Annotated in this window: 27 protein-coding genes and 1 pseudogene; 15 read left to right on the top strand and 13 right to left on the bottom strand. The window is 71.2% G+C overall.

The features are described 5' to 3' along the window. Nucleotides 1–12: 12 nt before the first annotated feature. Nucleotides 13–156, bottom strand: a complete 144-nt coding sequence (locus B7K26_RS12950; RefSeq protein WP_159449646.1) for a hypothetical protein — start codon at nucleotides 154–156, stop codon at nucleotides 13–15. Nucleotides 157–197: 41 nt separating this feature from the next. Then, complete coding sequence (locus B7K26_RS07650) at nucleotides 198–824, bottom strand: alpha/beta hydrolase (RefSeq protein WP_084078339.1); 627 nt, start codon at nucleotides 822–824, stop codon at nucleotides 198–200. Nucleotides 825–900: 76 nt separating this feature from the next. On the opposite strand from B7K26_RS07650, the gene B7K26_RS07645 reads away from it, so the two are divergent. Then, entirely contained in the window at nucleotides 901–1329 is a 429-nt protein-coding gene (locus B7K26_RS07645) for an OsmC family peroxiredoxin (RefSeq protein ID WP_084078337.1), read from the top strand. 80 nt (nucleotides 1330–1409) lie between these two features. Here the strand turns inward: B7K26_RS07645 and B7K26_RS07640 are convergent, their stop codons facing one another. Further along, the gene (locus B7K26_RS07640; protein ID WP_084078336.1) at nucleotides 1410–2849 is read right to left on the bottom strand and encodes an amidohydrolase; all 1440 of its coding nucleotides are present in this window, start codon (nucleotides 2847–2849) and stop codon (nucleotides 1410–1412) included. Between the two features lie 90 nt (nucleotides 2850–2939). Between B7K26_RS07640 and B7K26_RS07635 the strand changes: the two genes are divergently transcribed. Beyond that, nucleotides 2940–3764 (top strand): EI24 domain-containing protein, encoded by an 825-nt coding sequence (locus tag B7K26_RS07635; protein ID WP_084078334.1) that lies wholly within the window; start codon nucleotides 2940–2942, stop codon nucleotides 3762–3764. Here the strand turns inward: B7K26_RS07635 and B7K26_RS07630 are convergent. Then, nucleotides 3706–4602: a LysR substrate-binding domain-containing protein gene (locus tag B7K26_RS07630; protein WP_084078333.1), complete on the bottom strand. Its 897-nt coding sequence runs from the start codon at nucleotides 4600–4602 to the stop codon at nucleotides 3706–3708. The two genes, B7K26_RS07635 and B7K26_RS07630, sit on opposite strands and share 59 nt — an antisense overlap. A gap of 82 nt (nucleotides 4603–4684) precedes the next feature. Here B7K26_RS07630 and B7K26_RS07625 point away from each other — a divergent pair, with 82 nt between their 5' ends. The 10 genes from B7K26_RS07625 (at nucleotide 4685) to B7K26_RS07585 (ending at nucleotide 17293) form a co-directional block, all read left to right on the top strand. Then, entirely contained in the window at nucleotides 4685–8095 is a 3411-nt protein-coding gene (locus tag B7K26_RS07625) for a proline dehydrogenase family protein (protein ID WP_084078332.1), read from the top strand. A gap of 77 nt (nucleotides 8096–8172) precedes the next feature. Beyond that, nucleotides 8173–9855, top strand: a complete 1683-nt coding sequence (locus B7K26_RS07620; RefSeq protein ID WP_084078331.1) for an alpha/beta-hydrolase family protein — start codon at nucleotides 8173–8175, stop codon at nucleotides 9853–9855. A gap of 114 nt (nucleotides 9856–9969) precedes the next feature. Continuing rightward, on the top strand, nucleotides 9970–10296 hold the full coding sequence (locus B7K26_RS07615; RefSeq protein WP_084078329.1) for a plasmid stabilization protein: 327 nt from the start codon (nucleotides 9970–9972) through the stop codon (nucleotides 10294–10296). A 66-nt stretch (nucleotides 10297–10362) separates the two neighbouring features. Beyond that, nucleotides 10363–10515, top strand: a complete 153-nt coding sequence (locus tag B7K26_RS12945; RefSeq protein WP_159449645.1) for a hypothetical protein — start codon at nucleotides 10363–10365, stop codon at nucleotides 10513–10515. 18 nt (nucleotides 10516–10533) lie between these two features. Further along, nucleotides 10534–11184, top strand: a complete 651-nt coding sequence (locus tag B7K26_RS07610; RefSeq protein WP_159449644.1) for a CDP-alcohol phosphatidyltransferase family protein — start codon at nucleotides 10534–10536, stop codon at nucleotides 11182–11184. Continuing rightward, nucleotides 11181–11600, top strand: a complete 420-nt coding sequence (locus B7K26_RS07605; RefSeq protein ID WP_084078325.1) for an FHA domain-containing protein — start codon at nucleotides 11181–11183, stop codon at nucleotides 11598–11600. Before B7K26_RS07610 ends, B7K26_RS07605 begins: the two co-directional genes overlap by 4 nt. Before the next feature lie 4 nt (nucleotides 11601–11604). Continuing rightward, nucleotides 11605–12327: a MerR family transcriptional regulator gene (locus tag B7K26_RS07600; RefSeq protein WP_084078323.1), complete on the top strand. Its 723-nt coding sequence runs from the start codon at nucleotides 11605–11607 to the stop codon at nucleotides 12325–12327. Nucleotides 12328–12416: 89 nt separating this feature from the next. Continuing rightward, the gene (locus tag B7K26_RS07595) at nucleotides 12417–12989 is read left to right on the top strand and encodes a MerR family transcriptional regulator (protein ID WP_084078321.1); all 573 of its coding nucleotides are present in this window, start codon (nucleotides 12417–12419) and stop codon (nucleotides 12987–12989) included. Nucleotides 12990–13211: 222 nt separating this feature from the next. Then, nucleotides 13212–16619 carry a pyruvate carboxylase gene (locus B7K26_RS07590; RefSeq protein ID WP_084078319.1) on the top strand — a complete coding sequence of 1136 codons (3408 nt, stop codon included), beginning with the start codon at nucleotides 13212–13214 and terminating at the stop codon, nucleotides 16617–16619. 176 nt (nucleotides 16620–16795) lie between these two features. Further along, the gene (locus B7K26_RS07585; RefSeq protein ID WP_084078317.1) at nucleotides 16796–17293 is read left to right on the top strand and encodes a flavodoxin domain-containing protein; all 498 of its coding nucleotides are present in this window, start codon (nucleotides 16796–16798) and stop codon (nucleotides 17291–17293) included. Nucleotides 17294–17359: 66 nt separating this feature from the next. Here the strand turns inward: B7K26_RS07585 and B7K26_RS07580 are convergent, their stop codons facing one another. Together B7K26_RS07580 and B7K26_RS07575 are read right to left on the bottom strand one after the other, a co-directional pair. Beyond that, complete coding sequence (locus B7K26_RS07580) at nucleotides 17360–18028, bottom strand: hypothetical protein (RefSeq protein WP_084078315.1); 669 nt, start codon at nucleotides 18026–18028, stop codon at nucleotides 17360–17362. 106 nt (nucleotides 18029–18134) lie between these two features. Beyond that, the gene (locus B7K26_RS07575) at nucleotides 18135–18602 is read right to left on the bottom strand and encodes a hypothetical protein (protein ID WP_084078313.1); all 468 of its coding nucleotides are present in this window, start codon (nucleotides 18600–18602) and stop codon (nucleotides 18135–18137) included. Between the two features lie 11 nt (nucleotides 18603–18613). Here B7K26_RS07575 and B7K26_RS07570 point away from each other — a divergent pair, with 11 nt between their 5' ends. Then, a complete protein-coding gene (locus B7K26_RS07570) occupies nucleotides 18614–18802 on the top strand; it encodes a hypothetical protein (protein ID WP_084078311.1) in 189 nt (62 codons plus the stop codon). A gap of 385 nt (nucleotides 18803–19187) precedes the next feature. On the opposite strand, the gene B7K26_RS07560 is transcribed toward B7K26_RS07570, so the two are convergent. Continuing rightward, nucleotides 19188–19496, bottom strand: a complete 309-nt coding sequence (locus B7K26_RS07560; protein ID WP_159449643.1) for a PASTA domain-containing protein — start codon at nucleotides 19494–19496, stop codon at nucleotides 19188–19190. A gap of 79 nt (nucleotides 19497–19575) precedes the next feature. On the opposite strand from B7K26_RS07560, the gene B7K26_RS07555 reads away from it, so the two are divergent. After that, entirely contained in the window at nucleotides 19576–19833 is a 258-nt protein-coding gene (locus B7K26_RS07555; RefSeq protein WP_143340566.1) for a hypothetical protein, read from the top strand. Nucleotides 19834–19892: 59 nt separating this feature from the next. Here the strand turns inward: B7K26_RS07555 and B7K26_RS07550 are convergent, their stop codons facing one another. Genes B7K26_RS07550 through B7K26_RS07535 form a run of 4 tightly spaced genes read right to left on the bottom strand, consistent with a single transcriptional unit; the run spans nucleotide 19893 to nucleotide 22601 of the window. After that, nucleotides 19893–20420, bottom strand: coding sequence for a GNAT family N-acetyltransferase (locus tag B7K26_RS07550; RefSeq protein ID WP_084078303.1), 528 nt, complete (start codon nucleotides 20418–20420; stop codon nucleotides 19893–19895). Then, nucleotides 20417–21259 (bottom strand): VOC family protein, encoded by an 843-nt coding sequence (locus tag B7K26_RS07545; protein ID WP_084078301.1) that lies wholly within the window; start codon nucleotides 21257–21259, stop codon nucleotides 20417–20419. Before B7K26_RS07545 ends, B7K26_RS07550 begins: the two co-directional genes overlap by 4 nt. Before the next feature lie 47 nt (nucleotides 21260–21306). After that, nucleotides 21307–21984: a GTP cyclohydrolase II gene (gene ribA, locus B7K26_RS07540; protein ID WP_084078299.1), complete on the bottom strand. Its 678-nt coding sequence runs from the start codon at nucleotides 21982–21984 to the stop codon at nucleotides 21307–21309. Nucleotides 21985–22037: 53 nt separating this feature from the next. Next, a complete protein-coding gene (locus B7K26_RS07535; protein WP_234998737.1) occupies nucleotides 22038–22601 on the bottom strand; it encodes a MarR family winged helix-turn-helix transcriptional regulator in 564 nt (187 codons plus the stop codon). A gap of 76 nt (nucleotides 22602–22677) precedes the next feature. Between B7K26_RS07535 and B7K26_RS07530 the strand changes: the two are divergent. Then, a pseudogene (locus B7K26_RS07530) lies at nucleotides 22678–23490 on the top strand (EamA family transporter); the annotation flags it as partial. Between the two features lie 84 nt (nucleotides 23491–23574). Here the strand turns inward: B7K26_RS07530 and B7K26_RS07525 are convergent. Both B7K26_RS07525 and B7K26_RS07520 read right to left on the bottom strand, forming a co-directional pair. After that, nucleotides 23575–23847, bottom strand: a complete 273-nt coding sequence (locus B7K26_RS07525; protein WP_084078295.1) for a DUF1905 domain-containing protein — start codon at nucleotides 23845–23847, stop codon at nucleotides 23575–23577. Further along, entirely contained in the window at nucleotides 23844–26198 is a 2355-nt protein-coding gene (locus tag B7K26_RS07520; RefSeq protein WP_084078293.1) for an excinuclease ABC subunit UvrA, read from the bottom strand. The genes B7K26_RS07525 and B7K26_RS07520 overlap by 4 nt, the downstream gene beginning before the upstream one ends. Between the last annotated feature and the right edge of the window lie 18 nt (nucleotides 26199–26216).

The raw sequence follows: 26216 nt of genomic DNA, 5'->3' as shown, positions 1-26216 counted from the left end.
GACGGCCTCGCCCTACGCGAGCATGTCGGCCTCGGGCAGTGCCTCCACATGCCCCACTCGCAGCGTGGTGGTCGACTCGTGCGTGCGCAGAGCCCGGTCGCGCCACAGGGACCGGCGTTGCTCCTCGCCGGTCGTCGTGGACGCGTCCGCGGTCATGACTCCAGTGGATCAGAGGGGTCTGGCATCGGCGCTGTCGGTCAATCGCCAGACAGCACCTCACGCAGGAACGTCCGCACGTCCTCCATTTCGGCGGCATCGACGCCGTGTGCGAGCCCTGGGTATTCACGCCGGGTGAGGCGCGTGTGCGCCGTCAGCCACCGGTCGGTGCGCTCCACTGCTGCCTTCCAGATCACCTGGTCGCTGAGGCCTCGGCCCCAGAACACCCGCGGGCGGTCGGCGGCCACCGCCGCATCGGCGGCGGCGCCCGCCTCGGTCACGAAGCCGGCCAGCATCACCGTCGCCCGCACGCGCGCGGGGCGTGACCGCAGCATCTCGATCGCCATCATGCCGCCCTGCGAGAAGCCGAGCGGGATCACCGAGGCGTCGGGACCGAGCTCGCGGTCGACCCACTCCCAGATGTCCGCGACCGCCGCCTGCGATCCCTCGCCAGTGGGCTCGTCGGGAAGCGCGATCGGGTACCACTCGAACCCTCCGAAGCCGGTCGATCCGGGCGCGCGCAACGCTACCCACGGCGTGCCGTCCGGCAGCCACGGGGAAAGCCCCGCGAGGTCACGCTCGTGCGATCCATACCCGTGGAGCATGACCACGACGGGGGCGCCGGGGGAGTGAGGGACGGGTCCGCGCACGGCCTCGGTAATCGTCATGGCGCCAGTATGCCGCGCATGCTTGACTGGTCTGGGCGACGGAGATCCCGTCGCGCACGAACCTCAGGGAGGCACCATGGCAGTGCACAGCAAGGCATCGACGGTCTGGAAGGGCTCGCTCACGGAGGGCTCGGGAACCACCGCGCTCGCCTCGGGAGTCGCCACCGTCGGCGTGAACTGGAAGGCGCGGTCGGAGGGCTCGGCCACGACGACCACCCCAGAGGAGCTCCTGGCCGCCGCCCACGCGTCGTGCTACGCGATGGCGCTGTCGAACGCGCTGGGCGAGAAGGGCACCCCGCCCACCGAGATCTCTGTCGAGGCGGAGGTGACCTTCGTTCCCGGCGAGGGCGTCACCCAGTCGGTGCTGACCGTGAAGGCGTCGGTTCCCGGCCTTGACCAGGTCGGATTCGGCGAGGTCGCCGAGGACGCCAAGGAGAACTGCCCGGTGTCGAAGGCGCTCGCCGGCGTGCAGATCTCGCTCGAGAGCGCGACGCTCCTGGACTGACCCGGGGCAGGCATTCGGATGGCCGATGCGGCGTGCGGCACTCGCACCCGCATCGGCTGCCGTATGTCTGGGAGGGGGCCTCAGATCGCCCAGTGCGTGAAGCGGCCGCCCACGAGGGTCGCGGCGACGGGCATGTCGAGAAGCTCGTCGGTCGGGCACGTCAGCGGGTCGCGGTCCAGGGCCACCACGTCCGCGGGTTCACCCGCGGCGAGGGACCGCCCGTCGGTCGATGCCGCGAGCGCCTGGGCACGGGTGAGCGACTGCTCGGGGTGCCACGGCTCGCGTTCGTCGGCGCTGCGGTGCTCCGCCGCGGCGATCGCGCGCCACGGGTTGAGCGGCGACACGGGGGCGTCGGAGCCGAGCACGATCCTCGCGCCGGCGTCGCGCAGGCCGGCGAAGGGGAACGAGCGGCCCGTGCGCCCCGGCCAGATCTTCTCGCTCGCGTCGCGGTCGTCCCACAGGTGCTCGGGCTGCATCGAGGCGGTCACCCCGAGGGCTGCGAACCGCGCGAGGTCCTCGTCCCTCACCAGCTGCGCGTGCTCGATGGTCCCGCGGGCGCCCGTCGTGGCGAACGAGTCGAGCGCGTGCGTGACGGCAGCGTCGCCGATGGCGTGGACCGCCACGTCGAAGCCCTCGGCTACGGCGCGGGCCAGCAGGCCGGTGGTCGCCTCGGGGGTGAACGTCAGGACCCCGTGGCCTCCCGTCGCGTACGGCTCGTGGCAGTACGCCGTGCGGGTGTTGAGCGAGCCATCGGTGATGATCTTGAGCGGCCCGACGGTGAGCATCCCCTCGGTGTCGGGGATGACGTCTCCTCCGCGAAGCCCCATGTCGAGCCGCTCGTCGAACTCGTCAGGGTAGAAGCCCGAGCGCACCCGGAACGCCTGCAGGCCGTGCGTCATGCGGCGCGTCCAGCCGTGCAGGTTGCGGGCCATCTCTAGGTCGACGATGCCGACGATGCCGAGCGCGGCCGCCTCCGCCGCGGCCTCCGAGATGGCGACGTCCTCGTCGCCGGGAGCCTCCTGGTCCAGGCGCATCTGGAGGCCGAAGGCATCGCCCTCGCGCAGCACGCCCGCGTGGGGAAGCCCGTAGCGGTACCGCGCCGCCGTGTTCACCCACACGGCATGCAGGTCTCCCGACAGCAGGATGACAGGGCGCTCGGGGGAGACGGCGTCGAGAAGTTCCGCCGTCGGTTCGTCCTCCCACAGGGCGTCGCGGTAACCATTCCCGATGAGCGGTTCCGGGACGTCGAGCTCGGCGAGCAGCCGTGCGGCCACGATCTGCGCGGCGAAGGCGGCGCTCGTGGCGCTCGACAGGTCGAGCCGCCTGCGCACGATCGCCCACTGGGTGAAGTGCACGTGCTGGTCCCACAGCCCCGGCATGACCCAGCGCCCCTCGAGCGACACCCGCTGGGCGCTCGCCGGCGCCTGGGAGGCGTCGGCAATGACGCCGTCGCACAGGTACAGCCGGGTGACGGTGTCGGATCCAGGCAGGCGGGCGTCGGTCAGCAGCACGTCGGTCATGCGGTCGCCTTTCCGTAGCGGCGGTGGTGTCGCGCCAGGATAGGGCCGATGCCTCCGGTCGTCCGGGCCCCGCGCCGCTAGCATCGCGGCATGCGAGTTCCGTCCCCGGTGAAGCCGATCGCCACGGCAGGCTCGGCCGTCAAGGAGGCCGGGGTCGGCGTGAGGATGCTGGTGCGCGGCGTCGGGACGTGGCGCACCGCCCCGCGCACCATGGCGTGGGGACTCCTGCCCGCCATGATCGCGGCGCTCGTGCTCGGCGTGCTCGTGGTGGCGGCCTTCGTGGCGGCGTTCCCCGCGGGGGACTGGGTGGCGGGCCTGGCATTCCAAGACGGGTCGTGGCCTCACGGCCTGCTGCGCACCGTGGTGGCTGTCGCGGTGATCGGCGCTGCCGCGCTGATCTCCATCTACACCTTCACCGCACTCGCGCTGCTGGTGGGTCAGCCCTTCTTCGAGCGCATCTCCCGCGAACTCGACGCCCACGACCCGACCCTCGACGCCGAGGACCCCGAGCCGTGGTGGCGCGCTGCTGTGCGTGGCGTCGCGGAGTGGGCGCGCCTCCTGCTCCTCACGATCCCGGTGGGCGTCCTCGCCTTTGCCATTGGGCTCATCCCCGTGGTGGGCACGGTGGCCGCGTTCATCGTCTCGGCCACGCTCGGCGGGTGGCTGCTCGCGCTCGAGCTGACGGCATATCCCTTGAGCCGCCGCGGCATCGTCTCGCTCGCGCAGCGTCGCGAGGCGCTGAGGGGACACCGGGCACGCGCCATCGGGTTCGGGGCGGCCGTCTTCGCGAGCTTCCTCATCCCCGGCGGCGTCGTCGCGATGATGCCGGCGGCGGCGGCCGGCGGCACCGCACTTGTCAGGTCCCTGCCCGCAGATCCCGCGCGCCGCGCCGCAACGCCTCCAGCACCACGGTGACCGCGGGGTCCTGACGCGACGACCCGCGCAGCGCGGCGAACACCGTGCGGTGGGCGGGCGCGTGGAGCCCGGCCAGGGACACCGAGCCGGGGGCGGTGCCCGTCATGAGCCCCGGCATGAGGGCCACGGCGTGGCCGGCGGTGACGAGGGCGAGGTGCGACTGGAGGTCGGCCGTCTCGAACCTCACGTCGGGCTCGAAGCCCGCCACCCTGCAGGCCTGTTCGGCGAAGTGGCGGGACGCGGCTCCCTGGGGCTCCATGACCCACGCGAGGTCGGCGGCATCGGCCAGCGACCGTACGGGACTGTCCGCGCACGAGGCAAGGGAGATCTCGTCGCTCACGAGGGTCTCGCGCACCAGTTCCGCGTGGTGCGGAGCGCTGTGGTGCGGGTACTCCTCGGCGACCACGAGGTCGTACTGGCGCGCCCACGTGTCCTCGAGCGCCTGAGCGGGCTCCGCCTGGGTGATCTCGACCCGCACCTCGGGGGCGGCCTCGCCCACCAGGGTCAGCGTGCGGGGCACCAGCGCGAGCGCTGCGGACTGGAAGATGGCGAGCCTCACGGTGCCGTGGGGGCTCCCCAGCGTCGCGGCCACGTCGGAGCGCGCACGCTCGAGGGCAGCGAGGACCTCCTCGGCGCCGTGGGCGAGCGCTGCCCCCGCAGAGGTCAGCACGAGCCGGCGCCCGACGCGGCGCGTGAGCGGAGTGCCCGCGTCCCTGGCCAGGGCGGCGAGCTGCTGGGACACCGCCGACGACGTGTACCCGAGCGACTGCGCCGTCTCTTGAAGGGTCCCGCGCACCGCGAACTCGCGGAGGGTTCGCAGCTGGGTCACGTCGTACATCTCTTTAGTTAAGCATCGCTGTGGAATATCGCGCAGTTTTCCGCGCTGGTGCTGCATCCGGATTGGCCTCACACTCGCCGGTATGACCCCGGACACCATGCATGAGCGCGCCCTCGCGACGGAGGCCGATGCCGCCGTCGCCCAGGTCAGGGAGTGGCTCGCCGATGCGCGCACCACCCGGCAGGGCCTTGCCGCTCGCCTCATGGAGGACATGCTGCGTCGCGACGGCGGACTCGCGTTCCTCACCACCTTGCTCGACGGCCTCATGAGGCCCGAGGACCCGCACGTGGCCGCTCGCGGCTTGCGCTCGGCCGCAGCCATCGCCCCCCAGGGGATGCCCACGGGGCTCGGTCCCGCGCTGAGCCTCGCGGCCGTGGCCGGTCGCGTGGCTCCCCGCCTCACGGTGGGCGCCGCCCGGCGCGTGGTGCGCGCGATGGTGGGCCACCTCGTCGTCGACGCCCGGCCCGAGCGCCTCGAGGGGGCGCTGCGGCGCGTGCGCTCGCACGGCGCCGAGGTCAACCTCAACCTGCTGGGCGAGGCGGTCCTGGGGCGCGGCGAGGCCGACCGCCGCGTGGCCCGCACGCTCGCGCTCATCGAACACCCCGCCGTCGACTACGTGTCGATCAAGGTCTCCGCGGCCGTGGCCCCCCACCCCGCGTGGGCCTTCGACGAGGCCGTCGAGTCCGTCACCGAGGTGCTCGCGCCGCTGTACGCCGCGGCGCTGCGCCACGACCGCACCTTCATCAACCTCGACATGGAGGAGTACCGGGACCTCGACCTCACGCTCGCGGTGTTCCGCGACCTCATGACGCGGCCCGAGTTCCTCGAGCTTCCCGCGGGAATCGTGCTGCAGGCCTACCTTCCCGATTCCCTCGGCGCGCTGCGAGAGCTGCAGCGCCTCGCCCGCGAGCGCACCGCGGCGGGCGGCGCGCCGCTCAAGGTCCGCATCGTCAAGGGCGCCAACCTGTCCATGGAGCGCATCGAGGCCGAGACCCACGGATGGCGCCTCGCCACGTGGGACTCGAAGGCCGAGTCCGACGCGCAGTACAAGCGCCTGCTCGACGCCGCGCTCGACCCCGAGAGCCTCGCGAGCCTTCGCGTCGGCCTCGCCGGCCACAACCTCTTCGACATCGCGCTCACGCGGGTGCGCTGCGAGCGCCGCGGAATCGCCGAGGGCATCGACCTGGAGATGCTGCTGGGCATGGCCCCCGGCATCGCGCGTACGGTCGCCGCCTCCATGGGCGGCGTGCGCCTGTACACACCCGCGGTGGCACCCGGCGACTTCGACGTGGCCCTCGCCTACCTGGCGCGGCGCCTCGAGGAGGTGGCGAGCCCGGGCAACTTCCTTGCCGACGTCGGCGACCTTGCGGACCACGTGGGCACCTTCGCCGTGCAGGAGCACGCCTTCCGCCGCGCGCTGACCCTGTCGCAGGACGCACCGTCGCGCGCCAGGGGCCGCGGCGAGGCCGTCGCCTCGCCGGCCGAGGGCTTCGCCAACGCATCCGATGCCGACCCCGCCGTCCCGGCGGTGCGAGACGAGGGCCGGGCCGCTCTCGAGCGCGCCAGGCAGTCACGCGCCGGCGCCGCCACCCTCGCCGCCGCCAGGGTGGACGATGCCGCGGGCCTGGACGCCGTGATCGGCCGTGCTCACGAGGCCGGAAGCGACTGGGGAGCGAGCCGCCCCGCGGACCGCGCGAGACTTCTCGAGGCCGTGGCCGATGCCCTCGAGGCGCACCGCGGCATCCTCCACGAGGTGATGGCCTCCGAATGCGGCAAGACGCTCGAGCAATCGGATCCCGAGGTCTCCGAGGCGATCGACTTCGCGAGGTACTACGCGCGCTCCGCCCGGGCGCTGGCCGACGTCCCGGGAGCAAGCGCCGTGCCGCGAGCGCTGACGCTCGTGACCCCTCCGTGGAATTTTCCGGTGGCCATCCCGCTGGGCTCGACGCTCGCCGCGCTCGCCGCCGGAAGCGCCGTCATCCTCAAGCCCGCCGAGGAGGCCGCGCGCTGCGGCGCCGTCATCCGCGAGATTCTCGACGCGGCAGGAGTGCCCGCCGGCCTCGTGACGCTGCTGGACATCGACCCCGAGCGCCTCGGCGACCAGCTGATTGGGGACGCGCGCATCGACCAGGTGATCCTGACCGGCGCCTTCGAGACTGCCGAGCGGTTCCTCGCGACCCGCCCCGACCTCGACCTGCGCGCGGAGACGAGCGGCAAGAACGCCCTCATCATCACTCCGAGCGCGGACCTCGACCTTGCCGTGCGCGACCTGGTGCAGTCGGCCTTTGGGCACGCGGGGCAGAAGTGCTCGGCCTCCTCGCTCGCCATCCTCGTGGGCAGCGCGGCCGACTCCGAGCGCCTGCGCGGTCAGCTCGTCGACGCGGTCACGTCGCTCACGGTGGGGCCTGCCCACGACCCGCGCAGCCAGATGGGTCCCGTCATCGTGCCGCCTACGGGCAAGCTCCTCCGCGCGCTCACCACCCTCGAGGCGGGGGAGTCCTGGTGGGTCGAGCCGCGCGAACTCGCTCCGAACCTGTGGACGCCCGGCGTGCGCGCGTGGGTGAAGCCGGGCAGCTGGTTCCACCTCACCGAGTGCTTCGGCCCGGTGCTCGGGGTGATGCGCGTCGACACCCTCGACGAGGCCATCGCCGTCCAGAATGCCGTCGACTACGGGCTCACCGCTGGCCTTCACAGCCTCGACGAGGAAGAGATCCGCGTGTGGCTGGGCGCCGTCGAGGCGGGCAACGCCTACGTCAATAGGGGCACCACCGGCGCCATCGTCCAGCGCCAGCCGTTCGGCGGGTGGAAGCGATCGGTCGTGGGCACCACGGTCAAGGCCGGAGGCCCCCACTACGTCGCGTCGCTCACGGGTTGGTTGCGTACGGCCGATGCCGATGGCACCGCGCTCGCCGATGCCGTGAGCGGCCCCGTCGCGCGCCTCGTCGGAGATGCGCCGGCCTGGGTGCGTGCCGGAGCGGCGCGCGACGCCGGGGCATGGAGCGACGACCTCGCTCACGGGCACGACCCCTCGGGGCTGACCGGCGAGCGTAACGTCCTGCGCCACGCTCCGGTTGCCACCCCCATCCGCTGGGACGGCGACGACGCGGATGCTCTCGTACGAGTGGTCGCAGCCTCGCTCACCGTGACTGGCGCCGCCACGGTGACGGCCGCATCGGCCCTTTCCGAGGCGACGGCCTCGCTCCTAGCCGCGGCCGGCGTCGCCGTCCACATCGAGCCCGCCGAGGCCGCGCTCACCCGCGGGCTGGGCCACGGCCGCCTGCGTGTCGTCGGCGAGGTCGAGGACGGCCTGCGCGGCCGTGCCGACCTCGCCCTGTACACGGCGCCCGTCACGGGGGCATGGCTTGAGCTGCTGCCGTTCGTGCGCGAGCAGGCCGTCTCGGTCACCCAGCACCGCTACGGCACGCCTCACCCGCCGAGCGTCCGCGTCGGCGACGCGCTACTCGCGGGGGAGGTGCCCGCGCCGCGCGGCTGAACCTCGGGTGTCGCCGCGAGCCTCGGGGCCCGCGGCGCACCGGCTGGCGCTACTGTGGCGCCCGGAGGGAGGGCCGCATGCTCAAGTGGAGTGTCAAGCGCCTCGACGTGGTCGGGTCGGTGCTGGGTGTCCTGTTCGTGGTGTTGTCGCTGACCCCGTCGCTGCTGCCGCGGCCCGCCTGGGGGCAGGGACTCGTCTCGGGTCTCGCGTTCGCGGTCGGGTACGGGCTGGGTGTCCTCGCGTGGCGCCTGGTGCGTCTGGCGTCGGTGGGACGGATCCGCTGGGACGCGTCCGCACCCGGCTGGATCGTGGCCGCGGCGAACGTGCTGGCCTTCGTGGCGGTGCTGCCGCTCGGCGTGCGCTGGCAGAACGATGTGCGCGAGGCAGTGGGGCTGGCCGATGCCGACGGGCTTCACTGGCTGAACATCGTCATCGGCGCACTGCTGGGAGTGTGGCTGGGCTTCGCCATCGGCCGCGGCATTCGGCGGCTCCACAACTGGCTGCGCCCGCTGGTCGTGCGCCTCACCGCCAAGGTCAGCCGTCGCGAGGAGGGGCCCCGCGGGCCCCTCGTCAGCCTCGGGGCGGGCGCGGCGACCACGGTGGGCGTCCTCGTGATCGTGGCCGTCGGCACGTCGCTGCTGTCGCTGCTCCTGACCGGCCTGTACGGGCAGCGCAACCACACCTACGACCCCGCATACGCGCAGCCCACGAGTGAGCTACGGTCGGGAAGCCCCGACAGCCTCGTGGCCTGGGAGGACCTGGGCCAGGCTGGAGTCAAGATCGTGGCCAGCGGCCCGAGCGCGGCGCAGATCGAGTCGATCACGGACGTCGAGGCCCAGGAGCCGATTCGCGTCTACGTGGGCATCGACGCCGCCGACACCCCCGAGGAGCGCGCGCAGCTGGCCGTCCAGGAGCTTGAGCGCACGGGTGCCGCTGACCGCGACCAGCTCCTGCTCGCCGCGACGACAGGTTCGGGTTGGCTCGACCCGGCCGCCATCGACGGCTTCGAGTACCTGCACGCGGGCGACACCGCCATCGTCACTGTCCAGTACGGCGCGACACCGAGCCCCGTCTCGGCGCTCCTGACCCCCGACCTGGCCCCCACCGGCACGCGCGCAGCGTTCGACGCCGTATACGAGTGGTGGTCGGCGCTTCCCGAGGACGACCGCCCGCAGCTGACGGTCTACGGGCTGTCGCTCGGCTCGTACGGCCTCAACAACGCCTTCGAGTCGGTCGATGACCTCCGCACCCGTACCGACGGCGCGGTGCTCGCCGGCACCCCGAGCTTCTCCACGGTGTGGAAGGAGGCGACGTTCGGCCGCGACGAGGGCTCGCCGATGTACCTCCCCACGTACCAGGACGGCGAGAGCGTGCGCTTCGCCGAGCAGCGTGGCGACCTTGCCGAGCCGGAGGGGGAGTGGGCCGAGCCCCGCGTCGCCTACCTGCAGCACGGCGACGACCCGATCGTGTGGATTGGCCCCTCCGTCATCTGGTCCAAGCCGGATTGGCTCGACGCCGACCAGCGCTCGCCGATGCTGAGCGACGACATGGTGTGGATCCCCGGCGTGACGGCCTTCCAGGGCGTCATCGACCTCATCCTGTCGCAGGGTGTGCCGGAGGACGCGGGCCACAAGTACGGGAACATCGCGCTGTACGGCTTCGAGGAGGTCACCGGCGACGCCGGCCTCACGGACGAGGCGCGCGAGCGCATCGCCCAGGTGATCGCCACCTACGACCCGTACTGGATCCTCACCCGCTGACGCCCGATGCGGTGGCGAGACCCGAACGGGCCTCGCCACCGCATCGGCCGCGGGAAAACGCCACGCGACGCCCGTGTTGTCGCCCACGCAAGCGACTCACGGAGGTGATGGCCGATGCCGCAGCGGGCATGGAGCAAGAAGCGTGAACGCCAGTACGAGCACATCAAGGAGTCCAAGCTCGACTCCGGGGCGTCGACGGAGGTGGCCGAAGAAGTCGCCGCCCGCACCGTGAACAAGGAGCGGGCGCGCGCCGGCGAGTCGGAGCAGGCCTCGCGCACGTCGACCGAGGACATGTCGAGCGGACGCCGTGGCGGCCAACGTTCCCACAGCGGTGCCCAGGGCCGCACCAAGGACCAGCTGTACGCCGAGGCCAAGCGCAGGAACATCAAGGGCCGCTCGCGCATGTCGAAGGCCGAACTCGAACGCGCCGTTGGCCGCTGACGCGCGGACGCCGGGAGACCGGCCTACGCTGAGAAGGACCCTGTTCGCACCCGAAGGGAGCGCCTCATGGCCGAGGAGCACGCCGTGGACACACGGCACTACAAGTTCGAGCAGATCAAGGCGCGTGAGCTCGCGCGCGGCGCCTCGGAGGACGAGGCAACGCGCATCGCCGCGGCCACCGTCGACAAGGTGATCGCGCAGGAATCGCCCCAGGAGTAGTCCGGTAGCATCGCTCGGGTGAGTCTCCCCCCTCCCGAGCAGCGGCCCTACCCGGTGTCGCACGCGGTGTGGACGGTCCCGAACGTGATCTCGTTCGTCCGGATCCTGCTCATCGCCGTGTTCGGCGGGCTCTTCATCGGGGAACAGGACGTCGCCGCGATCATCGTGCTCGCGTGCGCCGGCTTCTCCGACTTCCTCGACGGCTTCCTGGCGCGTCGCTGGAACCAGGTGACCGCCCTGGGAAGGCTGCTCGACCCCGCCGCGGACCGGTTGCTCACCCTCGTGGTGGTGCTCGGCCTCGCGATCCGCGACGTTATCCCGTGGTGGCTCGTCATCATCCTGATGGCGCGCGACGCGATGGTCGGGACGGCCCTGCTGTACGGCCGCTCGCGCAAGATCCGCAGCCCCCACGTGACATTCGTGGGCAAGGCCGCCACGTTCTGCCTGTACATCACCCTTCCCCTTGCCTATGTGGGCTACGAGGTGGCGACGTGGCTGAACGTCCTCGCGATCGTGCTGTCGCTGGGGGCGGCGGTCCTGTACTGGATCTCCGGGGTGGGCTACGTCCAGGACATTCGCCATCGTGCCGCGGCGGCGCGGCGAGCGCGACCGGCCGCCGACGGGCCTAGGATGGAAGCCACGATCCGAGACAGCGAGGAGGCGTCATGACCTACGACGAGAGTCCTGTCGAGCGGACCATGTCCCTCGATGCCCAGATCAACGCGGAGGACTCGCCCGCGCGGCTGTCCACCCAGGACGATGCGGCGATCGACGCGCTCGACGAGCACTGCGCGTTGCTGATCGTCCACCACGGCCCCAATCAGGGAGCCCGCTTCCTGCTGGATGTGGACCTGACCACGGCGGGCCGATCGGTGTCCTCCGACATCTTCCTCGACGACGTCACCGTCAGCCGCGAACACGTGCAGTTCCTGCGCGAGGGCGCGTCGTTCACGGTCAAGGACGCCGGCTCGCTCAACGGCACATATGTGAACCGCGAGCTGGTCAGCGAGAAGGTTCTCGCCGCCGGCGACGAGGTGCAGATCGGCAAGTACCGGATGACCTTCCACCCCGGAACGGCCCGCTGACCGTATGCCCGCGCTGAGCGCAGCAGGGCCCGAGCCGCGGCGCGAGGCGCCCGAGCCGCTCGAGGGCACCTGGCCGCACGCCCTGTCGCACGAACCGCTGCTGCGGGTCTCCGACGTGTTGGCGCTCGTCCAGGCCGAGTTCCCCGCGCTGAGCCCGTCGAAGCTCCGCTTCCTTGACTCGAACGGCCTGGTCAGCCCGCATCGCACTCCCTCCGGCTACCGCCAGTATTCGCCCGCCGATGTCGAGCGGGTGCGTTTTGTGCTGCGTCAGCAGCGCGACCATTACCGTCCACTGAGCGTCATCGCCGAGCACCTGACCGCGCTCGACGAGGGCCGCATGCACGAGGCGGTGGTGCCTCACGCCGTGGACCAGCGCGACTCGTTCCTGTCCCCGGCCGACCTTGCTGCCGCCGCGTCGGTGGACGCCGACGTGGTCGCCGTGCTCGAGGCCGATGGAGTGATCGCCCAGGCCGTGCCGGGACGCTTCGACCGCGCGGTGGTGCCGCTCGTGGTCGCTGCTGGCGCGTACCTGGCGTCCGGCGGCTCGCCGCGCGACCTGGTGGTGCTGGGACGAGCCGTGGGCCGCGAGGCCGACGGAGCCGTCGGCGCGGGACGTGCCGACCGGTCCAAAGGCAGGGACGCCGAGGCCGATGCCGCGACGCGCGCCCGCACCGACGCCGCCGTCGCGCTGTTCTCGGCGTGGCTTCACGCGCGCGTCGACACGTAAAGGAATCGTGACCTGGCGCCACCCGCGTGGTGCGTTGACCAGGCAAAGCCTCAACCGTAGGTTGAAGGACGTGGGAAAGAGGAGGGCTCATGGCTGACGGCGGGACTTACGACGTGCGCATCGTGAGCGATCAAGGCATCCTCTTCGACGACGGCCTCGCCGATCTCGACCGCAACGCCGGCTACCGCGGGCCCATCGCCTGCAAGGCCGCCGGCATCACCTACCGCCAGCTCGACTACTGGGCGAGGACCGGCCTCGTGGAGCCCACCGTGCGTTCCGCCGGGGGATCGGGCACGCAGCGCCTGTACGGCTTCCGCGACATTCTCGTGCTGCGCGTCGTGAAGCGACTCCTGGACTCGGGAGTGTCGCTCCAGCAGATTCGTAGCGCCGTGTCCCACCTGCGCGAGCGCGGCGTCGAGGACCTGTCTCGCATCACCCTCATGTCCGATGGCGCCTCGGTGTACGAGTGCACGTCCGACGACGAAGTCATCGACCTTGTCCAGGGCGGACAGGGAGTGTTCGGCATCGCGTTGGGAAAGGTATGGCGTGAGCTCGAGGGCTCGCTGTCCGAGCTTCCCGCCGACCGCGGCGAGGACGACCCGGTCACCGACGGCACCGACGAGCTCGCCGAGCGCCGCGCCAAGCGCACCCAGGCCTCCTGACGGCACCCTTCCGTTCCTGCCTCCCCGCCTCCCGGCCTCCCCGTTACTCACCCGTCCGCCCCTCGCTTTGAACCGGTGGCGCGGCGACGCGCCGTGGCGACGGCGCGCATCGGCGCCTGAGACGGCGTGTCGCGGCCGCGATCGGTTCAAATTGTGGGGGTGAGCGCCCCGAGCCAGCCGCGATAGTCTGGCGCACGTCAAGAGACGTTCGAAGGGGAGTCAATGTTCTCTAAGGTGTTGGTCGCCAACCGAGCCGAGATCGCGGTGCGCGCGTTCCGCGCGGCGGTGGAGCTCGGATCCAAGACGGTCGCGGTGTTCCCGCACGAGGACCGCATGTCGGAGCACCGGGTGAAGGCCGACGAGGCTTACCGGATTGGCGAGGAGGGCCACCCCGTCAAGGCCTACCTCGACATCGACGAGATGCTGCGCGTCGCGAAGCACGCCGGCGCCGACGCGATCTACCCCGGCTACGGCTTCCTCTCGGAGAACGTCGAGCTCTCGCGCCGCTGTGCCCAGGAGGGCGTCACCTTCGTGGGCCCGCCTCCCGAGGTGCTGGAGCAGGCCGGCGACAAGGTCGCCGCGCTCAAGGCGGCGCGCGCCGCGGGCGTGCCTGTCCTCGACTCGTCGGAGCCGTCCAAGGACACCGACGAGCTCATCGAGGCGGCGGACGCCATCGGCTTCCCCATCTTTGTCAAGGCCGTCGCGGGTGGCGGTGGGCGCGGCATGCGCCGCGTCGAGACTCGCGAGGCACTTCCCGAGGCGCTCGCCTCCGCCATGCGCGAGGCCGACACGGCCTTCGGCGACCCGACCGTCTTCCTCGAGCAGGCAGTGCTCGGCCCGCGCCACATCGAGGTGCAGATCCTCGCGGACGGCGAGGGAAACATCGTCCACCTGTACGAGCGTGACTGCTCCGTGCAGCGCCGCCACCAGAAGGTGGTGGAGATCGCGCCCGCCCCGGCGCTCGACCCCGCCATCCGTGAGGCGCTGTGCGCCGATGCGGTGAAGTTCGCCCGCTCGATCGGCTACGTCAACGCCGGTACCGTCGAGTTCCTCCTGGCCACGGAGGGCGAGCGCGCCGGCAAGCACGTGTTCATCGAGATGAACCCGCGCATCCAGGTGGAGCACACGGTGACCGAGGAGGTCACGAGCATCGACCTTGTCGCCGCCCAGATGCGCATCGCCGCCGGCGAGACCCTGGAACAGATCGGGATCCGCCAGGACGAGATCAGCACCCGCGGCTTCGCGGTGCAGACCCGCATCACCACCGAGGACCCGCTGAACGGCTTCCTTCCCGACACCGGCCGTATCGTCGCCTACCGGTCGCCCGGCGGCGCCGGCGTGCGCCTGGACGGCGCGACGGGAATGGCGGGCAACGAGATCACCGGCCACTTCGACTCGATGCTCGTCAAGCTCACGTGCCGCGGCCACGACTTCGAGCAGGCAGTGACGCGCGCGTCGCGCGCCCTTGCCGAGTTCCGCATCCGCGGCGTCACCAACAACATTCGCTTCCTGCGCGCCGTCCTTGCCGACGAGTCGTTCCGCGCCGGGGGAGTGACGACCGCCTTCATCGAGTCGAACCCGCAGCTGCTCGAGGTGCCGGAGAACGCCGAGCGCTCCACCAAGCTGCTGACGTTCCTCGGCCACCGCACCGTCAACCGCGCGCACGGAGAGCCGCCCGCCACCATCGTCGACCCGCGTGCCAAGCTGCCGCGTATCGACCTCGACGCCGAGCCCGCGCCGGGAACGCGTCAGCAGCTTCTCGAGCTGGGCCCGGAGGGGTTCGCCGCCGCGCTGCGTGCCGAGCAGCGCCTGCGCCTGACCGACACGACCATGCGCGACGCGCACCAGTCGCTGCTCGCCACCCGTGTGCGCACGTATGACCTGCTGGGCGCCGCGAGCCACACGGCCCGCATGATGCCCGAGCTGTTCTCGGTGGAGTGCTGGGGCGGCGCGACCTACGACGTCGCCATGCGCTTCCTGTCGGAGGACCCCTGGCTGCGCCTGGCGGAGCTGCGCGAGGCGATGCCCAACATCGCCCTGCAGATGCTCCTGCGCGGACGCAACACGGTGGGCTACACGCCCTACCCGGACGAGGTCGCCCACGCCTTCGTGGAGGAGGCGACCGCGACGGGCATCGACATCTTCCGCATCTTCGACGCCCTCAACGACGTGGACCAGATGCGGCCCGCCATCCAGGCGGTGCGCGACACCGGCCAGGCGGTGGCCGAGGCCACCCTGTGCTACACCGGCAACCTCATCTCTCCCGACGAGAAGCTCTACACCCTCGACTACTACCTGCGCCTCGCGGAGCAGCTTGTCGAGTCCGGCGCGCACATCCTCGCGCTCAAGGACATGGCGGGACTCCTGCGGCCCGCGTCGGTGTTCGTCCTGGTCGACGCCCTGCGCAAGCGGTTCGACCTGCCCATCCACCTGCACACGCACGACACCACGGGCGGCCAGACCGCCACGCTGCTCGCCGCCGCCGAGGCGGGTGTGGACGCGGTGGACGTCGCGAACTCCGCGATGGCCGGCACCACGTCCCAGCCCCCCATGAGCGCGCTCATCGCCGCGATGGAGTACACGGCCCGCCAGACCGGCATCCCGCTCGAGTCCGCGCTCGACCTGGAGCCCTACTGGGAGTCCGTCCGCAAGCTGTACGGCCCGTTCGAGTCGGGGCTGCCCGGTCCCACGGGACGCGTGTACCGCCACGAGATCCCCGGTGGTCAGCTCTCTAACCTGCGCCAGCAGGCCATCTCGCTGGGGCTGGCGGACAAGTTCGAGCAGATCGAGGACATGTACGCCGCTGCCGACCGCATGCTCGGCCGCCTCGTCAAGGTCACGCCGTCGTCGAAGGTGGTGGGCGACCTCGCCCTCAACCTCGTCGCCGGGGGAGTGGACCCCGCCGAGTTCGAGGCGAACCCGCAGGATCAGGACCTCCCGGACTCGGTCATCGGCTTCCTTCAGGGCGAGCTCGGCGACCCGCCGGGCGGATGGCCCGAGCCCTTCCGCACCAAGGCCCTCGAGGGTCGCGGCGAGTCCAAGCCCCGTGCGGAACTGACGGACGACGACCGCGCGGCCCTGGCATCGGCCGGGCCGGAGCGTCGCCGCCGTCTCAACCACCTGCTGTTCCCCGGGCCCGCGAAGGACTTCGATGTGGCGGTGGACACGTACGGCGACATCTCCGTCGTGGACACGTTCCACTACCTGTACGGCCTCACCGTCGGCTCCGGCGAGGAGGTGACGGTGCGCCTGGACGAGGGCAAGGAGATCCTGGTGTCGCTCGAGGCACTCGGCGAGCCCGACGACCACGGCGAGCGCACCGCGATGTTCAACTACAACGGCTCGCTGCGCCCGGTGCAGATCCGCGACGAGGCCGCCTCGGTTGACATCGTCGAGCGCGAGAAGGCCGATGCGCAGGCGCCGGGGTCGATCGGCTCGCCCTTCTCGGGGGTCGTGACGGCAGCGGTCGCGATGGGTGACGAGGTGGCCGCCGGTCAGACGGTCGCCACCATCGAGGCGATGAAGATGGAGTCCTCCATCACGTCGCCCGTGGCGGGCACGGTGGCGCGCGTCGCGCTCGACGGGGCCGAGGCGCTGAGCGGCGGAGACCTGATCCTCATTGTCGACTAGCGCGGAGGCGGCCCTCGTGCGGCCCGCGTCCCTGGAGGATGCGGATGCCGTGTGGGGGCTGCTGTCTGCACCGCCGGGTACTTCAAGAAGCGCCTGGTAACCGACCTGGGGACGTAGGTCCCTCGGATTCGCCTCATCCTCACGCCACACTGGAGTGAGCACAGGAGGAGGTCGTCATGAAGGTTCTGGTCACCAACGGATCCAAGTACGGGTCGACCCGCGAGGTCGCCCGCGTGATCGCCGAGGAGCTCACCTCGCTCGGCATCGACGTCGACAGCGCGGACGCCTGCGAGGTCGCCGGCGTCCACTTCTACGACGCGATCATCATCGGCTCGGCCGTGTACGGGGGGCTGTGGCGACGCGACGCCGCGGGACTCGTGCGCGAGCACGCCGAGGAGTTGCGTCACCGTGACGTGTGGATGTTCTCCGTGGGCATGGCGACGGTGAAGCAGCCGCACCAGGAGTTCAACGAGGCGCGCGATCTTGCGCAGCTCGTGGGCGCGCGCGAGCACCGCACGTTTGACGGCGCCCTGGACTACGAGCGCCTGAACGCGGGGGAGAAGGCGATCATCCGCGCGCTCAACCCGCCCAAGGGCGACTTCCGAGACTTCGCGGAGATCCGCGATTGGGCGCACGGCGTCGCGATCGAGCTGAGGGCGGTCGCGGCGCTGTAGTGGCGCCACGCATCGTCAACGACGAGGGGCGGGACGCACGCGCGTCCCGCCCCTCGTCGTGTGGTCTCAGGCCGCGTCGCGCAGGAGCTCGTCCACGACGGTGAGGGCCGAGGACAGCGCCGAGACCGCGGGTGCGGCGGCGTCGTCGTGAGGGCTGCGCCAGCGCGCGGCGACCTCGATCTGGAGGCCCGCGAGGCCCAGGTGCTGCTGTGCGAGGCTCGTCACCGTGTAGTGCGGGCTCGCGTCGAAGGGGGAGTCCACGGCGACGTCGAAGGGCTCGAGTTCCGCGCGCAGGATGTCGACGGCCATCTCCTCGAGCGCGCCGGGCTGAGGGCCGGTCCCCAGGCAGAAGTCGGGGCCGTGGTGATCGGCCATGCCGTGCATGTCGACCACCATGCGTGCGGGGTGGCGAAGCTCGCGCAGGTGGCGGGTGAACTCGTCGTCGCGCTCGTCCCAGGTTTCCCATTCGTGGCGTGCGCGCGTGACGACCACCGTGGAGACGTGGGCCACCTCGCCCGCGAGCATGGTGAGGGATCCGGTGTGGAGGTCCGCCTGTTTAAGGCCACCCGCACGGTAATGCTTGGTGGCGTGGGGAGCGGTGAGCACGACGGCGCTGCCGCGGTCGGTGAGGAGGGCGGGGTCCGCGCCCCGTGCCTGCGCTCGCGCGGCGCCGAAGGAGTCGTCGAGCTCCCTCCAACGCGTGGGAATCGCAGCCACATCAAGGGTCTCGGACATCGCTCCTCCAGCCTTCTCAGGGTGGCGCGGATACATCGGCGCTGGTAGCGAGCCTATCGCGGCGCTCTCTGTGCCTGGAGGAGGCTCGCCGCGGGGGAGTGGTGCACTACGGGACGACGGACCAGCGCTGTGTTTCGTCGTCGCGTCGCCACTCGCGGGCGGCCTCCGGCGCGATCGTGACGGCGCCAAAGGAGTAGGTATCGCCGGGGTTCCACCCCGCGATCACGCTGCCGACGCCCGGGTAGACCTCGAGTGCACGCCCCGCGAGATCGAGGTAGCCGGCGAGGGTGAGCTGCACGGCATCGGCGTCCTCCGCGATGACGGACCAGTCCGGCACCACCCACCGCAGGTCGCGGCGGCCCGTGGTGTGGAACCAGTCGCCACGCTTACTTGCCGTGACCTCGAGGGGTGCCTCGAGGCATAGTGCCGTCCAGTCGGCGGACGACGAGACGACGCGGACCCGTGCGTCGCGGTGCTGGGTCACCGGCGCCACCCTGGCGCTCTCTTCGCCAAAGCCGTCCTCGACGAAGCTCAGGCCCCAGGGCCCGCGAGTGGCATCGACGGGGGTCGACACGACGAGGCCGTGTGGGGGGAGTCGACCACCATTCGCTCGACACCGTGTGTTCGGGGTTGGCTGGCCACTCGCGAGCCGCGAAGGCCTCGTGCCCGCGGGTGGCGGCCGACCACTCCTGGAGCAGGGAGGGCGCCGCGGTGGGCGTGGGCCAGTCGATGGGCTGCTCGGCCCAGGACACCATCGCCAGGTTCCCGTCGTGACCGTCGGGAAGCATCCCTGCGTCCCGCACCGCCTGGGCGAGTCCGCCCAGGACTCCGGCGAGCTCGGGGGCCGCGGACAGGACGTCCTCACCGCCGGGTGGCTCCCAGTAGCGTGCGTCGTCGACGGCGGCGCGCACGGCGTCCCACACGGCATCGGCCGTGATGGCGTCGACGTCCACGCGCGCGATGGCTTGTGCGATGTCCTCAGTGGTCACGTGAGGCGGGGCGCCGTCGCCGGCGAAGAGCCGCAGCCGCGACCCGCCGGGCTCCGGCTCCAGGGACAGCGCGGCGTGAAAGGTCAGGTGTGAGACGTCCTCGGACAGCGCCCGCGCGAGCTCGAGCAGGAAGCGTCTGCCTCGCGGCCCGGCGAAGGCGGGCGGGGTGCTCACCGCGAGAACTCGATGGACATGGCCCCCTCGGCCGGGAGGGGCTCTCCGGGTTCGGGGGACTGGCTGATGACCACGCCGTCGGACTCCATCATGATCTGGGGACGGGTTCCCGTGGCGGCCTCCATGGCGTCGACGGCCTCGTCGAGCGAGAGGCCGATGAGATCGGGCGCCGGCGTCGAGCCGGTGACGGCCGTCAACATCGCGACAGGGGTGGGTGACCCTTCAGGGGCCGCGACATCGGCCGCGCCGCATCCTGCAAGCACGACGAGAACCGCGAGACCGCTGATGGCCGAACCGAGTTTCATGTTTCCCCCTGAGACTTCTCCGACTCTGGCAGAGCGTTGACCGCGGCACAAGGCGAAAGCCCCACCTAGAGTGCTGAGCATGGACACTCACGCGTCACGTCAGTCGTGGAAGTCGATCGCCTCGAACCGATCCGTGCTGTCGATCGGCAGCAATCGCTCCATCCTCAGCATCGGTTCCACGGATTCGGTGCTCAGCATCGGTTCAGCGGGCTCCGTGCTGTCCGTCGGGTCGTTCCTGTCGGTCGGCACGGTGATGTCCGCGGTGTCCGTCGCCGCGATCCTGTCGTGGCTCAGCGTCGGGGCAGTGGCCGGAGCGGCTCGCTCACGACGTAAATGACATAATGTGCATTATCGGCGTTACGGAGGAGTGAACCTCACGAGGCGCCATGGCGGCCCTCATCGCCGCCACACAACCTCACCGTCGTCGAGTTCCTCGGTGCGGCGCATGCCGAGACGCGTCGCGACGCGCTCTGAAGCCGTGTGGCCGTCGGCGATGCTCGCCGAGAATGCCCGGACGCCGTCGGACTCCAGGTGGCTCACCATGAGTCTCGCGGCGCGCGTCGCGATGCCGCGTCCCTGATGCGCCGGTGCCACGACCCATGCGACCGATGCCGTCCGCTGGCTCGCACTGAGGGCCACCGTCGCCTGGACGTACCCGAGTGCCTCCCGCGACGCCCGGTCCCGGACAAGCCAGTTGAGCCACGCCTCGTCGCCCGACGGCGACAGTCCCCGCGATTGTCTGACATAACGTTGCCGAAGTTCGGCGAGTGACGGCGCCGCGCCGCCCGTGAAGCGATACAACTCGGGCGCGGCGAGCACCTGCACCATTTCCTCGGCGTGGTCCTCCCTCAATGGCTCCAATGACACCGCCGCGTCGCTGAGCGGCGCGCACGGAGGACGGTCATGAGGGCCGCCATCCGTCATCGTGGGGCGCCCTCCACGGAGAGCTCGATCCGGTTCGCCCACGGGTCGTCGAATCGCACCGTACGGCCGTCGTCCGCCAGCGACACCCCCGCAAAGGCGAGCCGCTCCCCCGCCTCGCCCACCGCATCGGCCGTGGGAAGGGCGATGCGTACGAGCCCCAGGCCCAACGCCGGGGCGCGCAGGCCCGCGCCGCGCGAGTTCCACACGTTCATCGCCATGTGGTGGTGATACCCGCCAGCGGAGACGAACAGCGCCGACCCCGGCATGGCGAACGTCTGGTCGAAGCCCAGAGCGTCCACATAGAACGCGCGCGCCGTGTCGACGTCGCCCACCGACAGGTGCACGTGGCCCACGGACGCCGGCGCGAGGCCCTCCACAGCGTCGGCCGTGTCGCGCACCAGGTGCTCCTCGAGAAAGGAGTTCGGGTCCACGTACATCGACCCCATCTCGACCTGGCCGTGCACCCACGACCACGCGGTGCGCTCCCTGTCCCAGTACAGCTCGACGCCGTTGCCCTCGGGGTCGGTCATGTAGAACGCGATCGAGACGAGGTGGTCGGCGCTGCCCGTGTAGGTGCCCGGGTAGCGCCGCGCGATCGAGTACAGCGAGCGGGCCAGCTCCGCGCGCGTGTCGAAGACGATCGCCGTATGGAACAGCCCGGCGGCGCCGCGGGCCGCCCACGACAGCTCGGGGGCGTGCTCCAGCACCACGACGGGCACTCCCCCGCGCCCCAGCGTCGCCACACCATCTACCAGGGATAACAGTTCTAGCAGGACGCCGTCGCGGTAATACGCGATCATCGCGTCGAGGTCGGCGACCTTGAGGGTCACGGCGCCCATGGCCGTCGCCGCGTCCAGGGAGTCCGGCCGATGCGCCGGCCGCGCCGTCACGCGAGGTCCAGCAGGTGGCCGGTGACCTCGCGCTTGGTGGCGAGGTAGTGGGCGTTGGAGGCGGTCAGGTGCACGCCCGTGGGGATCTGCTCGTCGACCACGAGCCCGTACCCACGAAGCTGCGAAGCCTTGTCGGGATTGTTCGACAGCAGGCGGATGCGCGAAGCGCCGACGGCGGCCAGCATCTGCGCCACCATCGCGTAGTCGCGCTCGTCGTCGCCGTGGCCCACGGCGCGATTGGCCTCGTAGGTGTCGAGGCCCGCGTCCTGAAGCGCATAGGCGTCCAACTTCGCATACAGGCCGATGCCCCGGCCCTCCTGGCGCAGGTACGCGAGGAAACCGCCCGTCGCGGCGATCCGCTCCGCCGCCTCGCGCAGCTGCGGCCCGCAGTCGCACCGCTCGGAGCCGAACACGTCGCCCGTGAGGCACTCCGAGTGCGGACGCGTGAGCGGCGCTTGGCCCCCGTGGGCGGCGGCGTCGAGCGCGCCGCGCCAGTCGCCCAGGCCAAGCAGCAGGTGCTCGCGCCCGTCGACGAGGCCCGTGAAGGTCATCACGTCGGCCTCGGTGCTGTACCCGTCCGCGAAGTGCAGGGGCACGCGCACCGAGGTGCGCAGGGCGGCATCGGGTACGGCCGATGCGGTGGCCGCGGTGGCGGCGAAGGTGACGGCGGTCATGGCTCTCCTCGGGTGGTCGAGCCCAGCGTAGGCCCGATTACTTGAGGATTCAACTACATCGTGGGGCCCGGCATTCCCGTCGCGTCCGCGGGCGCCGTGCCGGGCGCGACATCGCCCAACTCACGGCCCAGCGCCATGAGCCCGCCGAGGAGTGCATCCCGCTCCCCCGGCGCGAGCCCCGCGAGGATGCGCGTCTCGTTGGCCGCGTGGGCCGCGTGGGCGGACGCCTGAACCTCCCGCCCCGCATCGGTGAGGCGCACGCGGACCACGCGGCGGTCGGCCTCGTCGCGCCTGCGCGTGACGTAGCCGCGCTGCTCGAGGCGCTGCACGCGGTGCGTCGTGGTGCCCGATGAGATGAGGAGGGCGCGATCCAGCTCCCCCGGCGTGAGCTCGTAGGGCTCCCCCGCACGCCTCAGCGCCGCGAGCACGTCGAACTCCCACGACTGGAGGTCGTGCTCGGCAAACACCGCGTCGAGTTTGTCCTGGACCAGGTCGGCGAAACGGGACAGGCGCCCGATGATGGGGAACGCCTCGAGGTCGAGGTCCGGGCGTTCGCGGCTCCACGCGGCGTAGAAGGCGTCGACGGCATCGGGCTGGCGGTCTGGCATGCGGCTCATCATGCCAGCGGAATATCTTGACGTCGAGATATGTCTGATATCTTGACATCGAAATATCTCCTCGAAGAAGGTCGTCATGAACACCCTGCGCACGCTCGCCCTCACCGCGCTGGCCCCCATCACCTGGGGCACGTCCTACCTCGTGACCACCGAGCTCCTGCCCGACGGCCGCCCCCTGCTGACCGCCACGCTGCGCGCCCTACCCGCCGGCCTGGCGCTGCTGGCCCTCACCCGGGTCCTCCCCCGCGGCGACTGGTGGTGGAAGGCCGCCGTCCTCGGCACCCTGAACATCGGCGCCTTCTTCGCCCTCATGTTCGCCTCGGCCTATCGCCTCCCCGGCGGCATCGCCGCGACGCTTGCGGCAGTGCACCCGCTCATCACCGCCATGCTCGCCGGCGTGGTGCTGCACGAGCGGGTCTCTCCCCTGGCCCGCGTGGCCGCGGGTGCGGGGGTCGCGGGAGTGGCGCTCCTCGTCATCACGCCGTCGGCGCGGCTTGACGCCTGGGGCATCGCCGCCGGGCTCGGCGCGGCGGTCTCGACCGCGGCGGGTGTCATGCTCACCAAGCGGTGGGGGCGCCCCGTGCCGATGCTCGCGTTCACGGGCTGGCAGCTGGTCGCGGGCGGGCTCGTCTTGCTCGTGCCGCTGCTTGCGCTCGAGGGCCTTCCCTCGAGCCTCACGGCCGACAACCTGCTGGGCTATGCGTGGCTCGCCATCCCGGGCACCGCCATCGCGTACCTGCTGTGGTTCGGCGGCATCCTGAAGCTTCCCGCCACGCAGGTGAGCCTCCTGAGCTTCCTGACCCCGCTGACCGCTGGCGCGCTCGGCTGGTGGGTCCTGGGCCAGTCGCTCAGCCCCGTCCAGCTCGCGGGCGGTGCGCTGGTCCTCGTCGCGGTGGCCGTGGGCGCGATCGCCGGCAGGCCCCGCGCCGTCACGCCGGCCGAGGCTGCCGACGCGTCAGCACCGGACGACGCCTCAACGCTGGGTGACGGTGACCGCGACGGTGTCGCCGATGTCCTTCCCGAGCGCCTTCCTGACCTTGGCGCTGAGCGAGATCATGTGCCCGCCGCGGCCGGTCACCATGGCGCCCACGTTGGTGAGCGTGACCTCGTCGACAGTCGCGTCCACGCGGACCGCGCGGCCCGTGCCGAAGAACTCTGCGGAGCCAGGGATCTCGACGCATGACCACGTCTCGCCCTTGATGTCGACGCCGATGACGGCATCGAACCTGAGGGTCTCGTCGCTCATCGGCCCACGTACTCCTTGAGGTGCTGGCCGGTGAGCGTCGACGCGTCCTCGACGAGAGCCGCCGGCGTCCCCTCGAACACCACTGCGCCGCCGTCGTGGCCGGCGCCGGGGCCCATATCGATGATCCAGTCGGCGTGCGCCATGACCGCCTGGTGGTGCTCGATGACGATGACGGTCTTGCCCGAGTCCACCAGCCTGTCGAGCAGCCCCAGCAGCGTCGACACGTCCGCGAGGTGCAGGCCGGTCGTGGGCTCGTCCAGGACGTAGACGTCGCCCTTCTCGGTCATGCGGGCGGCGAGCTTGAGCCTCTGGCGCTCTCCCCCGGAGAGGGTCGTGAGCGGCTGACCCAGCTTGAGGTAACCCAGCCCCACGTCCTTCATGCGGGCCAGAATCTTGTGGGCGGCGGGGGTCTTGGCGTCGCCGGTCGCGAAGAACTCCTCGGCCTGCGCCACCGACATGCCGAGCACCTCGGCGATGTTCTTGTCGCCCAGCGTGTGCTCGAGGACGGAGGCCTGGAAGCGGCGGCCCTCGCACTCCTCGCACACTGTCTCGACGGAGTCGAAGGGGCCCAGGTCCGTCACGGTCACGCCCGCGCCCTTGCACACGGGGCACGCACCCTCGGAGTTCGAGCTGAACAGGGCGGGCTTCACCCCGTTGGCCTTGGCGAACGCCTTGCGAATGGGGTCAAGCAGGCTCGTATAGGTGGCGGGGCTCGAGCGGCGAGACCCGCGGATGGGGCTCTGGTCCACCGCGATGACGTCCTCGCGCGGGGTCACCGAGCCGTGGATGAGGGAGGACTTTCCCGAGCCTGCCACTCCCGTGACGACCACCAGGACGCCCGTGGGGATGTCGACGTCGACGCCGCGCAGGTTGTGGGCATCGGCGCCCCTGACCTCGATCGCGCCGGCGGGCGTGCGCACCGCCTCCTTGAGCCCCGCGCGGTCGTGAAGGTGCCGGCCGGTCCTCGTGTCGGCCTCGGCGAGCTGCGCCGGCGTGCCCTCGAACACCACCTCGCCGCCGTCGGTGCCGGCGCCCGGGCCCATGTCGACCACGTGGTCGCCGATCGCGATGGTCTCGGGCTTGTGCTCCACGACGAGCACCGTGTTGCCCTTGTCGCGCAGTTGCAGCAGCAGGTCGTTCATGTTCTGGATGTCGTGCGGGTGAAGCCCGATGGTGGGCTCGTCGAACACGTAGGTGACGTCGGTGAGGGCCGAGCCGAGGTGGCGAATCATCTTGGTGCGCTGCGACTCGCCTCCCGACAGCGTGCCGGTGGGCCGCTCGAGGGACAGGTAGCCCAGGCCGATGTCCACGAAGGCGGTGAGGACGGACCGGATCCCCTCGACCAGCGGGCCTGCGGCCGGGAGGTCGACCCCGGCGAACCACTGTGCGAGGTCGGTGATTTGCATGCGGCACAGGTCGGCGATGGACTTGCCGTCGATCACCGAGGAGCGCGCCGTCTCGTTGAGGCGCGTGCCGTCGCACTCGGGGCAGGTCTGGAACGTGACCGCGCGCTCCACGAAGGCCCGGATGTGCGGCTGCATGGACTCCTTGTCCTTCGCCAGCATCGACTTCTGGATGCGCGGGATGAGGCCCTCGTAGGTCATGTTGATGCCGTTGACCTTGACCTTCACGGGCTCCTTGTAGAGGAAGTCGTCGCGCTGACGCGAGGTGAAGTCCTTGACGGGGGTGTCGCCGTCGAAGAACCCGGCCTCCGCATAGATCCGCACCATCCAGCCGTCTGCAGTGAAGCCCGGCACCGTGATGGCCCCCTCGCGCAGCGACTTCGACTCGTCGACCACCTGGGAGAGGTCGATGTCCGACACGGCTCCCATTCCCTCGCACCTCGCGCACTGGCCGCCCTGGATCGAGAACGATCGCACCTCCTTGGTGGTGGTGCCGCGGCTGTTCTCCATCTGCACGGCGCCCTGCCCGGAGACGGACGCCACGTTGAACGAGTAGGCCTGAGGCGAGCCGATGTGCGGCTGTGCCACGCGTGAGAACAGCATGCGCAGCAGCGCGTTGGCGTCGGTCGCGGTGCCCACGGTGGAGCGGGAGTTGGCGCCCATCCGCTCCTGGTCGACCATGATCGCCGTCGTGAGGCCCTCGAGGGAGTCCACGTCGGGCCTGTTCAGCGAGGGCATGAAGCCCTGCACGAACGCCGGGTAGGTCTCGTCGATGAGCCTCCGGGACTCGGCAGCGATGGTGCCGAACACGAGCGAACTCTTGCCCGATCCCGAGACGCCGGTGAAGACCGTGAGGCGCCTCTTGGGAAGGTCGAGCGACACGTCGCGCAGGTTGTTCTCGCGCGCTCCGCGCACGCGGATGATGTCGTGGCTGTCAGCCTGGCTCACGGGGACTCCTTGGGGTGG

Origin of the sequence: Demequina sp. NBRC 110057, assembly GCF_002090175.1 — a bacterium.
GTDB lineage: Bacteria > Actinomycetota > Actinomycetes > Actinomycetales > Demequinaceae > Demequina.
This window is presented reverse-complemented; position numbering and strand designations above follow the sequence as displayed.

What these genes read in the sequence shown, in the direction of transcription:
- B7K26_RS07645 (WP_084078337.1), top strand. Translation starts at nt 901, where the DNA reads ATGGCAGTGCACAGCAAGGCATCGACGGTCTGGAAGGGCTCGCTCACG.
- B7K26_RS07535 (WP_234998737.1), bottom strand. Translation starts at nt 22,601, where the DNA reads ATGAGCCGCATGCCAGACCGCCAGCCCGATGCCGTCGACGCCTTCTAC.
- B7K26_RS07590 (WP_084078319.1), top strand. Translation starts at nt 13,212, where the DNA reads ATGTTCTCTAAGGTGTTGGTCGCCAACCGAGCCGAGATCGCGGTGCGC.
- B7K26_RS07580 (WP_084078315.1), bottom strand. Translation starts at nt 18,028, where the DNA reads ATGTCCGAGACCCTTGATGTGGCTGCGATTCCCACGCGTTGGAGGGAG.
- B7K26_RS07595 (WP_084078321.1), top strand. Translation starts at nt 12,417, where the DNA reads ATGGCTGACGGCGGGACTTACGACGTGCGCATCGTGAGCGATCAAGGC.
- B7K26_RS07555 (WP_143340566.1), top strand. Translation starts at nt 19,576, where the DNA reads ATGGACACTCACGCGTCACGTCAGTCGTGGAAGTCGATCGCCTCGAAC.
- B7K26_RS07525 (WP_084078295.1), bottom strand. Translation starts at nt 23,847, where the DNA reads ATGAGCGACGAGACCCTCAGGTTCGATGCCGTCATCGGCGTCGACATC.
- B7K26_RS07620 (WP_084078331.1), top strand. Translation starts at nt 8,173, where the DNA reads ATGCTCAAGTGGAGTGTCAAGCGCCTCGACGTGGTCGGGTCGGTGCTG.
- B7K26_RS07605 (WP_084078325.1), top strand. Translation starts at nt 11,181, where the DNA reads ATGACCTACGACGAGAGTCCTGTCGAGCGGACCATGTCCCTCGATGCC.
- B7K26_RS12945 (WP_159449645.1), top strand. Translation starts at nt 10,363, where the DNA reads ATGGCCGAGGAGCACGCCGTGGACACACGGCACTACAAGTTCGAGCAG.
- B7K26_RS07650 (WP_084078339.1), bottom strand. Translation starts at nt 824, where the DNA reads ATGACGATTACCGAGGCCGTGCGCGGACCCGTCCCTCACTCCCCCGGC.
- B7K26_RS07550 (WP_084078303.1), bottom strand. Translation starts at nt 20,420, where the DNA reads ATGACGGATGGCGGCCCTCATGACCGTCCTCCGTGCGCGCCGCTCAGC.
- B7K26_RS07585 (WP_084078317.1), top strand. Translation starts at nt 16,796, where the DNA reads ATGAAGGTTCTGGTCACCAACGGATCCAAGTACGGGTCGACCCGCGAG.
- B7K26_RS07615 (WP_084078329.1), top strand. Translation starts at nt 9,970, where the DNA reads ATGCCGCAGCGGGCATGGAGCAAGAAGCGTGAACGCCAGTACGAGCAC.
- ribA (WP_084078299.1), bottom strand. Translation starts at nt 21,984, where the DNA reads ATGACCGCCGTCACCTTCGCCGCCACCGCGGCCACCGCATCGGCCGTA.
- B7K26_RS07545 (WP_084078301.1), bottom strand. Translation starts at nt 21,259, where the DNA reads ATGGGCGCCGTGACCCTCAAGGTCGCCGACCTCGACGCGATGATCGCG.
- B7K26_RS07630 (WP_084078333.1), bottom strand. Translation starts at nt 4,602, where the DNA reads ATGTACGACGTGACCCAGCTGCGAACCCTCCGCGAGTTCGCGGTGCGC.
- B7K26_RS07640 (WP_084078336.1), bottom strand. Translation starts at nt 2,849, where the DNA reads ATGACCGACGTGCTGCTGACCGACGCCCGCCTGCCTGGATCCGACACC.
- B7K26_RS07635 (WP_084078334.1), top strand. Translation starts at nt 2,940, where the DNA reads ATGCGAGTTCCGTCCCCGGTGAAGCCGATCGCCACGGCAGGCTCGGCC.
- B7K26_RS12950 (WP_159449646.1), bottom strand. Translation starts at nt 156, where the DNA reads ATGACCGCGGACGCGTCCACGACGACCGGCGAGGAGCAACGCCGGTCC.
- B7K26_RS07625 (WP_084078332.1), top strand. Translation starts at nt 4,685, where the DNA reads ATGACCCCGGACACCATGCATGAGCGCGCCCTCGCGACGGAGGCCGAT.
- B7K26_RS07560 (WP_159449643.1), bottom strand. Translation starts at nt 19,496, where the DNA reads ATGAAACTCGGTTCGGCCATCAGCGGTCTCGCGGTTCTCGTCGTGCTT.
- B7K26_RS07600 (WP_084078323.1), top strand. Translation starts at nt 11,605, where the DNA reads ATGCCCGCGCTGAGCGCAGCAGGGCCCGAGCCGCGGCGCGAGGCGCCC.